Origin of the sequence: Enterobacter sp. BIDMC92 (assembly GCF_001030225.1) — a bacterium.
In the GTDB taxonomy this organism is placed as follows: Bacteria; Pseudomonadota; Gammaproteobacteria; order Enterobacterales; family Enterobacteriaceae; genus Enterobacter; species Enterobacter sichuanensis.
The window spans coordinates 3,956,424-3,969,173 of record NZ_KQ087598.1 but is presented as its reverse complement, the minus strand read 5'-3'; the positions used below and the strand labels follow the sequence as shown (position 1 = coordinate 3,969,173).

Below are 12,750 nucleotides of genomic sequence, written 5' to 3'. Positions count from 1 at the left end.
TTTAGTCCTGTTCTGTCAAAGCCGCGACTTCCGTCGGGATAGATTGCGGGTTTAGGATTTTTACCTGTTTATGCCGCCCCAGTTCGCCTTTTTCAATGATGACCTGGCTTTTAGCCACGCGAAACTGTTTTGCCAGATATTTGGTCAGATGCGCGTTCGCCTGGCCGTCAACGGGCGGGGCAGTGATGGCGACTTTTAACTCGTCGCCATGCAGTCCAACAATAGTGTCACGGCTGGCTTTCGGCTGAATATACAGCCTTAAAACCAGCCCGTCAGCGCAGGTGCTTACTGCACTCATAGCGCCATCCACAGCCCCGGCAGCAGCATATCGCCCGTGGACTGTAACAGCTCGGCGATCCCCATGTTGACCACATAAAGCAGCAGAACGAGGATCATCGGAGAAAAATCGATACCGCCCATAGACGGAAGCAGGTTACGGATCGGACGCAGCAGCGGTTCGGCCAGCTGAATCAAGGCGTACTCCACCGGGCTACGTCCCTGGCTGACCCAGCTCATGATGGCCATCACCAGCAGCACCCAGAAGATCAGCAGACCGATGGTTTTAATCAGGATCAGGACGGCTGCAATCCAGATGATCGGCTGGAAGGTAATGACCATAAACAGCACGATTGCTTTGATAACGCTCAGAATAAACGCCACCAGCAAAGACGCGCTGTCGATGGGACCCATTGCCGGGATAATACGGCGCAGCGGTCCGACAACAGGTTGCGTGATTTTCACGACAAACTGCGAGAACGGGTTGTAAAAATCACAGCGGGCCCACTGCATCCAGACGCGTAGCAAAAGCGCCATCGTATACAGCTCAATGACCGTTGAGAGCAGGAAAGTCAACGTCTTCATGGCGTTCCTCAGGTTTCCTTATTATTGGGTGTAGTCGCGCGCACCGAAAATGGCTGTACCGATGCGCACCATAGTGCTGCCTGCCGCGATGGCGGCTTCCATATCATCCGACATGCCCAGAGAAAGCGTGTCTACCGTGTCATAGCGCGCTTTAAGCGCCTCAAATGCTACAGCCATTTGCTGTGCCACGGCAAACTGCCTTTCATAACTTGACTCAGGGGCCGGAATGGCCATCAGCCCGCGCAGGGTTAAGCGCGGCAGGGCGGCCACCTCTGCCGCCAGCGCATCTACTTCACCGAGCGCAATGCCAGACTTGCTGTTTTCATCGCTGATGTTGACCTGAATCAGCACGTTAAGCGCAGGCAACTCTGCCGGACGCTGGTCATTCAGGCGGGTCGCAATGCGCAGACGGTCAATGGTGTGGCACCAGTCGAAGTGCTCTGCCACCAGACGGCTTTTGTTCGACTGCAGGGGACCAATAAAGTGCCACTGCAGAGACGTATTCCCCTGTTGCTGGAAATAGCGAATTTTGTCCACGCCTTCCTGAACGTAGTTTTCACCAAACGCTCGCTGGCCTGCATCAATGGCTTCTGCGATGGCGCTCGCAGGCTTCGTTTTGCTGACTGCAAGTAACGTAATTTCTTCTGAAGCACGGCCGCAACGCGTTGCGGCGGTTGAGATTTTGTCCCGGACCTGTGCCAGGTTATGCGCAATGTCGTTCATTTTCCGAGGAGTAGTCTATGGATGTGGAAGAAATTGTGGCCCTTAGTGTAAAGCATAACGTCTCCGATCTACACCTGTGCAGTGATTCGCCACCCCGCTGGCGCAGAACAGGCCGTCTTGAGCCGGCACCGTTTCCGCCTCCGGACGTTGAAGCATTGCTAAAAGCGTGGCTCAACGACGAGCAGCAGGGAATATGGTGGGCAAACGGGCAGGTGGATTTTGCGGTGACGGTAGCGGGGGGCCAGCGCCTGCGCGGCAGTGCCTTCAGGCAGATGAGAGGTGTTTCCGTAACGCTGCGGCTGTTGCCGCGAACCTGTCCGCAACTCGCTTCGTTGGGCGTGCCGCGGGCCACTTCGGAACTGTTATCCAATGATGCCGGGTTGATTCTGGTGACGGGGGCAACCGGTAGCGGCAAATCCACTACGCTCGCTGCGATGGTCGATTTTCTCAACCATCATACCGACGGCCATATCCTCACGCTTGAAGACCCGGTGGAGTTTATCTACCAGAGTGAACGCTGCCTGATACAACAGCGGGAGATAGGCCAGCACACGCCGTCATTTGCTGAAGCGCTGCGCGGTGCGTTACGCGAGGATCCGGACGTGATCCTGCTGGGAGAGCTGCGCGACAGCGAGACAATCCGCCTGGCGCTGACGGCGGCCGAAACCGGGCATCTGGTGCTGGCGACGCTGCATACGCGCGGGGCATCGCAGGCGATTGAACGGCTGGTGGATACGTTTCCGGCGCAGGAGAAAGATCCGGTTCGCAATCAGCTGGCCGGCAGCCTGCGGGCGGTGCTGGCGCAGAGGCTGGTTCCCGATCTCCAGGATGGACGCGTCGCGCTGTATGAACTGCTGGTGAATACCGCTGCGGCGGCGAATCTGATTCGCGAAGGAAAAACGTGGCAACTGCCCGGCATCATTCAAACCGGTCAGCAGGCGGGCATGCAGAACTTTGACCAGAGCCTGGCGGAGAGACGGGCGCAGGGGCGGCTATAGGCCCCTTGCTCAGAAGCCCTGTTCGAAATAGCTTTCGAGGATGATGACGGCAGAAGCGGAGTCCACGCTGCCTTTGTTGAGCGCCCGGAAGCCGCCGTGTTCAAACAGACCCGCACGCGCTTCGACTGTGCTGAGACGCTCGTCGTGAAGCTTTACGGAAACACCAAAGCGGCCATGAATTTTATTGGCAAATTTACGCGCCCTGGCGGTAAGCGGCTGTTCTGTGCCATCCATGTTGAGCGGCAGCCCAACAATCACGTCATCCGGCTGCCACTCTTTGAGCAGACGTTCAATGAGATTCCAGTCTGGCGTGCCGTCGTTGGCCTTAAGGGCCGTCAGCGGACGTGCGGTACCGGTAATGCGCTGACCCACGGCGACGCCAATGCTTTTGGTGCCAAAATCAAAGGCCAGAAGTGTTCCGCTCATCAGGCGTGCCCCGCTACGCCAGGCATGGTCAGAATATCAATGCCAATCAGTTTCGCCGCGTCACGCCAGCGATCGGCGATAGGGGTTTTAAACAGGATATTCATGTCCGCAGGGGCGGTGAGCCAGGCGTTATCGAGGATCTCTTGCTCAAGCTGGCCTTTTTCCCACGAGGAATAGCCCAGCGCCACCAGCACTTCTGAAGGCTGCTCAGCGGTGCCCAGCGTTTCAAGCACGTCGCGCGAGGTAGTGATGACGGTGTTATCCGAAATGCGAATACTGGAAGCGAATACCGGCGGCGTATGAAGAATAAAACCGCGATCTTCTGCAAGAGGTCCACCCAGCATCACGGGTTTATCCAGCCGGATTTCCGGCAAGCGCGCTTCAGCCGGAATTTTCAGCTTGTCCAGAATCCCTTCAACCTGAAGATTTTCAAGCGGTTTGTTGATGATAATGCCCATCGCGCCGTCTTCATTGTATTCACAGATATACACCACTGCGCGGCGAAAAATCGGGTCCTGGAGAGCAGGCATGGCAATAAGAAAGTGATGCTGTAAATTCATTGTCAGAGGTACTGTTTCCTGGTTTAAAAAGCGACAGCGACCAGTATGCGGAGAAACCCGGGCGCTGTCACTCATTGGTGGGTTATTTCTGCAGGCGTTTTTCGATGGCGTCCATCAGCATTCCGGTGATCGAGACCGGGAATTCCGCTTCAATTTCACGAATGCAGGTCGGGCTGGTGACGTTCACTTCCGTCAGACGATCGCCGATGATATCCAGGCCAACGAAGATAAGCCCCTTAGCCTTAAGGGTTGGACCGACGCGGCGGGCAATTTCCCAGTCGCTTTCGGTCAGCGGGCGCGGCTCGCCGCGGCCACCTGCGGCCAGGTTACCGCGGGTTTCGCCACCCTGCGGGATGCGTGCAAGGCAGTAAGGAACCGGTTCGCCATCCACCACCAGCACGCGTTTGTCGCCGTCTTTGATCGCCGGAATATAGTTCTGCGCCATGCAGTAACGGGTGCCCAGCTCGGTCAGGGTTTCGGCAATCACGCCAATGTTCGGATCGCCTTCTTTCACGCGGAAAATCGACGCGCCGCCCATGCCGTCCAGCGGCTTCATGATGATATCACCGTGTTTCTGCCAGAATTCCTTCAACTGGGTTTTGCTGCGGGTCACCAGCGTTTCAGGCGTCAGGTCAGAGAACCAGGCGGTGTAGAGTTTTTCATTACAGTCGCGCAGGCTCTGCGGTTTGTTGACGATCAGCGTCCCTTTCTCTTCTGCACGTTCAAGGATATAGGTGCAGTAGATATACTCGGTGTCGAATGGCGGATCTTTACGCATCAGAATGACGTTGAGATCGGCAAGCGCGATGTCCTGCTCTGTGCCGAATTCGTACCATTTGTCGTAGTTCTGCTCGACGTTAACGATGCGGGTGCGCGCCCGGGCTTCACCGTTGATCAGGTAAAGATCGTTCATCTCCATATAGTGGAGTTCATAGCCGCGACGCTGCGCTTCCAGCAGCATAGCGAAGCTGGAATCTTTCTTGATGTTAATGTTTGCGATGGGGTCCATCACGATGCCGAGCTTGATCATCTTTCTCTCCAATATGCGTCAACCCAGATCGCCAAACCGTACCTGTAGCGCGGTAATGGCCGTGAGTGCCGTTGTCTCAGTGCGCAGAACGCGAGGTCCCAACAGAATATCAGTAAACTGGTAACGTGCCGTCATCGCGATTTCATCCGCCGAAAGCCCACCTTCGGGGCCAATCAGCAGGCGTACGCGCTCGACGGGCAAGGGCAGCGTATTGATGCTGGCGCTGGCGCGCGGATGAAGATTGAGCTTCCGCCCACCGTCCTCTTCTGCACACCACGCCTCCAGATCCATCGCCGGGCGGATCTCCGGAATACGGTTGCGGCCGCACTGTTCACAAGCCGCAATGGCAATTTTCTGCCACTGCTGGATCTTCTTGTTCAGACGTTCCGCATCCAGTTTAACGCCACAGCGCTCAGAAAAAAGTGGCGTAATGAGGCTTACACCGAGTTCAATCGATTTCTGAATGGTGAACTCCATCTTTTCCCCGCGCGACATCACCTGGCCCAGATGAATGTGCAGCGGTGATTCGCGATCATCCACCTCGCCATGCAGCACGTTAACGTGCACGCTTTTTTTATCGGACCGCGTAATTTGTGCGTCGAAAACCTGGTTTGAGCCATCGAACAGCTGAATGGCCTGACCTGCGCCCATGCGCAGCACGCGACCAACGTGGTTGGCGGCGTCATCAGACAGGGCGATTTCTCGGCCTGCGGTAATCAGTTCAGGATGGTAAATGCGGGGAATGCGCATAGTCAGAAATTCCGTGTGTCATACGATGTAAGCAAATTGCCGCTAGTGTAGGTTAGCTCTTTTGCGCCTGGCAAGCCCGCTGGACGTAAGGGTTATGATTCCCCTGAACCCTGGCGATGCGTTCGTCGCGCTGGCATTCCCACTCCGTCACCGGGTATTGCTTGTCCCAGGCGTTGAACAGCTGCGTCTGCTGGCGGGAAAGGTTGAGGTTGTAACGGTCACGCATATAGAAGTAGGTGCGGGCAATACTGCCGCGCGCGCGGGCAGGAGGCTCGGCGACTTTCTCTTTGAAATCAACCTTCATTCCACACTGGCCGTACTGGCCTTCGCCACCGTTCCACTGGCTGTACATGAAATTGCCGCGGTCGCCATTCACTTCACCCACAGCGGGCTGCAGGTTATGCATATCGCTTTCCATCTGGCGATAAACCGGATCTTTGGCGCAGTTTTTACGTCCGCCATCCTGCCAGCACTGGCGCTGGTGACCAAACTGCCATGCCGGAACGACATGTTCCCATTCAATACGGCTGGCGCGGTTTTCGTTTTTACGCACCTTATATCCGCAAGACTCAAGGTCAACGACCCCTTTTTTACCCTGCCAGTTAATTTTACAGCCGCAGTAGAAATCGCCCGGCACGTCAGCATTAACCTTTACACCGGCCGCTTTGGCCTGAGAGAAACTGGTGATACCGTCGGCCAGCGCGTGGCCTGAGAGCGCCGTCGTCAAAAAGGCGACCGCGAGAGAAACATTACGGGACATCTTACACTCCGTGTCAAAACGAGCCCGCAACGTAACGAATGTTGTTCCTGTATGCAATCAGTCAGATCAGGAAAGTTCCTGAAAGTTCAGGTGATTATTCCGCAACCAGCGGTTCACCGCATTTCACGCAGCGGTAGGTCGCTTCGCCGCGCACCACGCGATTATGGCGACGGACGGTAAGCTGGTGCTGCTGACACTGGCAGCGGTAGGGGAAGGTATTGCGGCGTACTGATTCCAGCTCGAACTGATGGGTCCGGCGCGCCGGAACGCCGAGCACCGCCTCCATCATCCACTTCCACTCTTTCCCGTGGGGGGCGACGCGCCCAAAGTGCTTCCACACCAGCAGGTGCGCCAGCTCATGCGGTACCACTTCATCGATAAACGCCTGCTGATTTTCCATCATCAGAACCGGGTTAAGGCGGATCTCATAAGACTCAAGCCAGGCGGTACCGGCCGCGGTGCCACGCTGCTGATACACGATCTTAGGTTCAGGATAGTTGCGACCGAGCTTCAGGTTCGCCTGGGCAAGTTTTTCCCGCAGGCTGCGCATAACGGCTTGCTGGATGGCAATGGGGAGACGGGGAGCTTTCATAGGGGCAGAGCATAAAGCGCGAAGCGGGGAGGTGCAAGGGGCACCTCCCGTGTGAGGATTAATCGTGGGCGCCGATTTCGCGCAGAGGACGACCTTTCATCAGGTTACGTTCAATATGTTCCAGGGACACATGTTTGGTTTCTGGAACCAGCCAGATGGTCAGCACAATAAAGAAGATGTTCAGACCGGCGTAAACCCAGAAGGTGTTGGCGTTACCCAGGGTGTTGAGCATGGTCAGGAACGTTGCGCCGACGATCATGTTGGCAATCCAGTTCGTTGCGGTAGAGCAGGTGATACCAAAATCACGCCCTTTCAGCGGCTGAATTTCGGAGCAGAGTACCCAAATCAGCGGACCGGCGCTCATCGCAAACCCGACGATAAACATCAGCAGCATGCCTACCGCAAAGTACTGCGCGGTTGGTGAGTGAATGCCTACGTGCATCATGGTCCCGAGGACACCCATGCCGGCCGCCATCACCAGGAAGCCCAGCGTCAGGGTTGGCTTACGTCCCCAGCGGTCCACCAGGCCGATGGCGATAAAGGTCGCCAGCACGTTGGTCAGACCCACGATGACGGTCCCCCACATCTGCTCGGTGGTGTTGGTGTAACCCGCCAGCTCAAAGATTTTTGGCGCGTAGTACATGATGACGTTCATCCCGGTGAACTGCTGCATGACCTGCAACAGCACGCCGAGGAAGACCGCACGGCGGAAGTTACTGTTCTCTTTGAACAGCGCCCAGCCAGACTGTTTAACCTTCAGGCTTTCGCGGATCTCTTCCAGTTCGTTCTTCGCCTCTGCGCTGGTATCACGCAGGCGAAGCAGCACGCGCTCGGCATCGACGAAACGGCGCTTAGCGGCAAACCAGCGCGGGCTGTCCGGCAGGAAGAAGACGCCAATCAGCAGCAGAACCGCAGGGATAATGATCACGCCGAGCATCCAGCGCCATGCGCCGCTGTAGCTAAACGCGGTATCGGAAAGGTATGCGCCCAAAATACCGATGGTAATCATCAGCTGGTACATCGAGATCATGCTGCCGCGGATCTTTTCCGGCGCGATTTCAGACAGGTAAAGCGGTGCGGTGTAGGACGCCACCCCCACGGCCAGACCGAGCAGCACGCGGGAAACCAGCAGCACTTCAACGTTAGGCGCAGCAGCAGAGAAGAGTGAACCGGCAACGAACAGGATCGCGCCGATCATCAGACTCTTTTTACGTCCAAGTTTGAAGGAGAGCCAGCCGCTACCGACGGCCCCGACGGCAGCACCAAACATCATGGAGCTGACCACCCACTCCTGGGTGTGAGCGCTGATCTGGAACTCTTCAGTGATAAAGGGTAATGCACCGGCAATTACGCCGATATCCAGGCCAAAAAGTAATCCTGCCAGGGCGGCGAGGAAACAGACGAAGAAAGTCATCGCCTTGTTGGACGTACGCCCCTGTTTTTTATTGTCAGGCATTATGCCCTCCAGTTGGGTTATCAGTTTTATTGATATTAAGGGTAGGTGAGCGACCCGTAAAAATATGTGAGATTAATCACATTGGTGTAATCGGTTACACTAATGTGCAACCGTAAATAAAATTAAGGCTTTGAAAATATAGAGGTAAATGAGGTGATGTGCATCGCGAAAGAGCACATTTCAGACTTAACTGAAAGGGGATGTAACAGCAGAAGAAAGGCGATCATGCAAAGAGAATATTCTGAAAGCGGAAGGCTTCCGTTGCGGTGTAATCGGTTCCAAATAGTGCGCCTTTCAGCCGCCACCCGACAAAAAAAGGCCAGCCCGAAGGCTGGCCTTTTAAAAGAGATGTCAGTCGATTATTTCAGACCGGCAGCTTCACGCAGCAGGGCGGCTTTGTCGGTTTTTTCCCATGGGAAATGTTCGCGACCAAAGTGACCGTATGCAGCGGTTTCTTTGTAGATAGGGTGCAGCAGATCCAGCATCTGAATCAGGCCGTATGGACGCAGGTCGAAGAACTCGCGCACCAGCAGGGTCAGCTGTTCTGAAGGCACTTTCTCAGTACCAAAGGTTTCAACCATGATGGAGGTTGGTTCCGCCACGCCGATAGCATAGGAAACCTGAATCTCACAGCGGTCAGCCAGGCCGGCAGCAACGATGTTTTTCGCCACATAACGCGCCGCATACGCCGCAGAACGGTCCACTTTGGACGGGTCTTTACCGGAGAACGCACCGCCGCCGTGACGCGCCATGCCGCCGTAGGTATCAACGATGATTTTACGGCCGGTCAGACCGCAGTCACCCATTGGGCCGCCGATCACAAAGCGTCCGGTTGGGTTGATGAAGAATTTGGTTGCGCTGCTCAGCCATTCAGTTGGCAGAACAGGTTTGATGATCTCTTCCATCACTGCTTCCTGCAGGGATTTCTGATCGATCTCTTCTGAATGCTGGGTAGAGAGAACCACCGCGTCAATGCCGACGATTTTGCCGTCGTCGTACTGGAAGGTCACCTGGCTTTTCGCATCCGGACGTAGCCACGGCAGGGTACCGTTTTTACGTACTTCAGCCTGGCGCTGCACCAGACGGTGTGCGTAGGTGACAGGTGCTGGCATCAGCACGTCGGTTTCGTTGGTTGCATAGCCGAACATCAGGCCCTGGTCGCCCGCACCCTGTTCCAGCGGATCGGCACGGTCAACGCCCTGGTTGATGTCTGGAGACTGTTTGCCAATCGCGCTCAGTACCGCGCAGGAGTTGGCATCAAAGCCCATATCAGAATGCACATAACCGATCTCACGCACCGTGTTACGGGTGATCTCTTCGATATCAACCCATGCGCTGGTGGTGATCTCACCGCCAACCAGAACCATGCCGGTTTTGACATAGGTTTCACACGCTACGCGCGCTTTTGGATCCTGGGCCAGGATCGCATCCAGCACCGCATCGGAGATTTGGTCAGCAATTTTATCAGGATGTCCTTCTGATACGGACTCGGACGTAAACAGGTGTTTTGCCATGTTTTATTTCACCTAAGAGGAATTTGGTTAGCTCAAGCTGCTGTGTGGAATAGCCAAAGGAGATAATTCTACCAAGGCCTGCAGGTTTTTGACACTGGCAGTATGAGTGTTAATCAGTATAGATGGATTAACATCTGGATGGCTATTTTAGGTCACTTCTTCGCCCGATTTCCAGTTTTTTTTGACTCACCTCTCACTGAGTTGAAAACAGCGCTGGAAATTTTTCCTGACGGCACTGGCAACACGCGCATTTTTGTTTTGCTTTTTAGCCCCCTTCTCGGTATAAAACGCGGCGCGCGGCTCATATCCGTCATACTTCAAGTTTCATGTGCGTTGGCTTCCTCGCTCACCCCAGTCACTTACTTTTGTAAGCTCCCGGGGATTCGCTGCGTCGCCGCCTTCCTGAAACTCGAATTATTTAGGATAACCAAAAAAGCGCTCGATGGATTCATCGTGTCGCCACTTCCAGCCGGGTTAAGCAGTGAACTTTTAGCTTTGGCTTGTGGTCCGTTTCAGCAGAGGCGGCCGTGGAGGTGATACGAGATAATGAACCATCGTTTTTCGCTAATTCAGCGCAGCCGTTCTGGCGCGCATTTGATTCCCGCAACCCGCATTTCTAGTCTGCAAACCTGCCGATGTTATACCCATCTCGGCGCTTCTCAGGATTCCAGGGCCGGTCACGCTTTGTGAAAACTGAACAAGGGCGCTCTTGTTAATACAAGAGTTTTCTCGTGGTTTCGCCGAACCTTGTCATACAGAGTTCGGATACGTGTTTTACAATGATATGAATAAGAAACCGGTCGCACGGTCTGGATTTCAGCATACTCTGCTGGGAAACGGAGCCGTTTATGGGTTGTTATCGCCGTATAACGCTGCGATAGTAGTCAACTGTTTTACACTTAATACAAAGAGTTGAGGTTCGCTATGTCTGACGACATGTCTTCTTTTTCGCCTTCGTCAGCGGGCGAACAGGGTGTACTACGTTCTATGCAGGAGGTTGCGATGAGCTCCCAGGAAGCCAGCAAGATGCTGCGCACTTACAATATTGCCTGGTGGGGCAATAACTACTACGACGTCAACGAACTGGGCCACATTAGCGTTTGCCCGGATCCCGACGTCCCTGAAGCGCGCGTGGATCTTGCCAAACTGGTAAAAGCCCGCGAAGCACAGGGCCAGCGTTTGCCTGCACTGTTCTGCTTCCCGCAGATCCTGCAACACCGTCTGCGTTCGATTAACGCCGCGTTCAAGCGTGCGCGTGAATCTTACGGCTATAAAGGCGACTACTTCCTGGTTTACCCGATCAAGGTGAACCAGCACCGCCGCGTGATTGAATCCCTGATCCACTCCGGTGAACCGCTGGGTCTGGAAGCGGGCTCCAAGGCAGAGCTGATGGCCGTGCTGGCGCATGCGGGCATGACCCGTTCGGTGATCGTCTGTAACGGTTATAAGGACCGTGAATATATTCGTCTGGCGCTGATTGGCGAGAAGATGGGCCACAAGGTCTATCTGGTTATCGAGAAGATGACCGAAATCGCGATCGTGCTGGAAGAGGCCGAGCGTCTGAACGTGGTGCCTCGTCTTGGCGTGCGTGCGCGTCTGGCGTCCCAGGGGTCCGGTAAATGGCAGTCGTCCGGTGGCGAAAAATCCAAGTTCGGCCTGGCGGCCAACCAGGTGCTGCAGCTGGTAGAAATTCTCCGCGAGCGCGGTCGTCTGGACAGCATTCAGCTGCTGCACTTCCACCTCGGCTCGCAGATGGCCAACATTCGCGATATCGCCACCGGCGTGCGTGAATCAGCGCGTTTCTACGTTGAGCTGCATAAGCTTGGCGTCAATATTCAGTGCTTTGACGTGGGCGGCGGCCTGGGCGTGGACTATGAAGGTACCCGCTCGCAGTCCGACTGCTCCGTGAACTACGGCCTGAACGAATACGCCAACAACATTATCTGGGCGATTGGCGATGCCTGTGAAGAGCATGGCCTGCCGCACCCGACGGTGATCACCGAATCCGGACGTGCCGTTACGGCGCACCATACCGTGCTGGTCTCGAATATCATTGGCGTTGAGCGCAGCGAAACCACCGAAGCGACGCCGCCGGCAGAGGATGCTCCGCGTTCCCTGCAAAGCATGTGGGAAACCTGGCAGGAGATGCACGAGCCGGGCACGCGTCGTTCCCTGCGCGAATGGCTGCACGACAGCCAGATGGATCTGCACGATATCCACGTCGGCTACTCTTCAGGCACCTTTAGCCTGCAGGAGCGTGCGTGGGCAGAGCAGCTCTATCTCAACATGTGCCACGAAGTGCAGAAGCAGCTCGATCCGAGCAACCGTGCGCACCGTCCGATTATCGACGAGCTGCAGGAACGTATGGCGGACAAGATTTACGTCAACTTCTCGCTGTTCCAGTCGATGCCGGATGCCTGGGGTATCGATCAGCTGTTCCCGGTTCTGCCGCTGGAAGGGCTGAATCATGCTCCGGAACGTCGTGCGGTGCTGCTGGATATTACCTGCGACTCTGACGGCGCTATCGACCACTACGTAGATGGCGACGGTATCGCCACGACGATGCCAATGCCGGAATATGACCCGGAGAACCCGCCAATGCTGGGCTTCTTTATGGTCGGGGCGTATCAGGAGATCCTCGGCAACATGCACAACCTGTTCGGTGATACCGAAGCGGTTGACGTGTTTGTCTTCCCTGACGGCAGCGTGGAAGTTGAGCTGTCCGACGAAGGGGACACCGTGGCGGACATGCTGGAATATGTGCAGTTGGATCCGAAAACGCTGCTGACCCAGTTCCGCGATCAGGTGAAAAACACCGGTCTGGACGATGCGCTGCAGCAGCAGTTCCTGGAAGAGTTTGAAGCGGGTCTGTACGGGTATACGTATCTGGAAGACGAGTAGTCGCTGATGCCCGGTGGCGCTGCGCTTACCGGGCCTACAGTCGTAGGCCGGATAAGGCGAAGCCGTCATCCGGCAGAGTGCTATACTCACTTGAACCCGTATGCATTACCGGCGATAATTCGCCCCAATTAGCGATTTACGAATCAATCCCTTCCTCGTCGGGTTTAACGACGCGGAGG

General features: G+C 55.6%; 16 protein-coding genes. 5 read left to right on the top strand and 11 right to left on the bottom strand.

Annotated features, from left to right (window positions below; translation table 11 throughout):
• Position 1 precedes the first annotated feature (1 nt).
• The 3 genes from yggU to SP99_RS18500 are packed head-to-tail and all read right to left on the bottom strand — an operon-like array spanning position 2 to position 1,584.
• Positions 2-298, bottom strand: a complete 297-nt coding sequence (gene yggU, locus SP99_RS18510) for a DUF167 family protein YggU (RefSeq protein ID WP_025757710.1) — start codon at positions 296-298, stop codon at positions 2-4.
• Positions 295-861 carry a YggT family protein gene (locus SP99_RS18505; protein WP_013098667.1) on the bottom strand — a complete coding sequence of 189 codons (567 nt, stop codon included), beginning with the start codon at positions 859-861 and terminating at the stop codon, positions 295-297. Before SP99_RS18505 ends, yggU begins: the two co-directional genes overlap by 4 nt.
• A gap of 21 nt (positions 862-882) precedes the next feature.
• Positions 883-1,584: a YggS family pyridoxal phosphate-dependent enzyme gene (locus tag SP99_RS18500; RefSeq protein ID WP_047959434.1), complete on the bottom strand. Its 702-nt coding sequence runs from the start codon at positions 1,582-1,584 to the stop codon at positions 883-885.
• Positions 1,585-1,601: 17 nt separating this feature from the next.
• Between SP99_RS18500 and SP99_RS18495 the strand changes: the two genes are divergently transcribed.
• Positions 1,602-2,582: a type IV pilus twitching motility protein PilT gene (locus SP99_RS18495; protein WP_047959433.1), complete on the top strand. Its 981-nt coding sequence runs from the start codon at positions 1,602-1,604 to the stop codon at positions 2,580-2,582.
• Positions 2,583-2,591: 9 nt separating this feature from the next.
• On the opposite strand, the gene ruvX is transcribed toward SP99_RS18495, so the two are convergent.
• The 8 genes from ruvX to metK form a co-directional block, all read right to left on the bottom strand.
• Complete coding sequence (gene ruvX / locus SP99_RS18490) at positions 2,592-3,008, bottom strand: Holliday junction resolvase RuvX (protein ID WP_021242076.1); 417 nt, start codon at positions 3,006-3,008, stop codon at positions 2,592-2,594.
• Positions 3,008-3,568 (bottom strand): YqgE/AlgH family protein, encoded by a 561-nt coding sequence (locus tag SP99_RS18485; RefSeq protein WP_025757717.1) that lies wholly within the window; start codon positions 3,566-3,568, stop codon positions 3,008-3,010. The genes ruvX and SP99_RS18485 overlap by 1 nt, the downstream gene beginning before the upstream one ends.
• Before the next feature lie 82 nt (positions 3,569-3,650).
• The gene (gshB, locus tag SP99_RS18480) at positions 3,651-4,598 is read right to left on the bottom strand and encodes a glutathione synthase (RefSeq protein ID WP_025757718.1); all 948 of its coding nucleotides are present in this window, start codon (positions 4,596-4,598) and stop codon (positions 3,651-3,653) included.
• 18 nt (positions 4,599-4,616) lie between these two features.
• Positions 4,617-5,348 (bottom strand): 16S rRNA (uracil(1498)-N(3))-methyltransferase, encoded by a 732-nt coding sequence (rsmE, locus tag SP99_RS18475; RefSeq protein ID WP_047959432.1) that lies wholly within the window; start codon positions 5,346-5,348, stop codon positions 4,617-4,619.
• A 52-nt stretch (positions 5,349-5,400) separates the two neighbouring features.
• Positions 5,401-6,108 carry a deoxyribonuclease I gene (gene endA, locus SP99_RS18470; protein WP_047959431.1) on the bottom strand — a complete coding sequence of 236 codons (708 nt, stop codon included), beginning with the start codon at positions 6,106-6,108 and terminating at the stop codon, positions 5,401-5,403.
• 94 nt (positions 6,109-6,202) lie between these two features.
• A complete protein-coding gene (locus SP99_RS18465; RefSeq protein WP_025757721.1) occupies positions 6,203-6,700 on the bottom strand; it encodes a SprT family zinc-dependent metalloprotease in 498 nt (165 codons plus the stop codon).
• Positions 6,701-6,758: 58 nt separating this feature from the next.
• A complete protein-coding gene (gene galP, locus SP99_RS18460; protein WP_047959430.1) occupies positions 6,759-8,156 on the bottom strand; it encodes a galactose/proton symporter in 1,398 nt (465 codons plus the stop codon).
• A 359-nt stretch (positions 8,157-8,515) separates the two neighbouring features.
• Entirely contained in the window at positions 8,516-9,670 is a 1,155-nt protein-coding gene (gene metK / locus SP99_RS18455) for a methionine adenosyltransferase (protein ID WP_014885184.1), read from the bottom strand.
• Between the two features lie 138 nt (positions 9,671-9,808).
• On the opposite strand from metK, the gene SP99_RS25130 reads away from it, so the two are divergent.
• The 4 genes from SP99_RS25130 (at position 9,809) to speA (ending at position 12,571) form a co-directional block, all read left to right on the top strand.
• Positions 9,809-10,207 carry a hypothetical protein gene (locus SP99_RS25130; RefSeq protein WP_025757723.1) on the top strand — a complete coding sequence of 133 codons (399 nt, stop codon included), beginning with the start codon at positions 9,809-9,811 and terminating at the stop codon, positions 10,205-10,207.
• 9 nt (positions 10,208-10,216) lie between these two features.
• Entirely contained in the window at positions 10,217-10,360 is a 144-nt protein-coding gene (locus tag SP99_RS25390) for a hypothetical protein (RefSeq protein ID WP_420796100.1), read from the top strand.
• A gap of 94 nt (positions 10,361-10,454) precedes the next feature.
• Positions 10,455-10,586, top strand: coding sequence for an acid stress response protein YqgB (yqgB, locus tag SP99_RS24055; protein ID WP_127312443.1), 132 nt, complete (start codon positions 10,455-10,457; stop codon positions 10,584-10,586).
• Positions 10,587-10,594: 8 nt separating this feature from the next.
• Positions 10,595-12,571, top strand: coding sequence for a biosynthetic arginine decarboxylase (speA, locus tag SP99_RS18445; protein WP_025757724.1), 1,977 nt, complete (start codon positions 10,595-10,597; stop codon positions 12,569-12,571).
• Positions 12,572-12,750 lie beyond the last annotated feature (179 nt).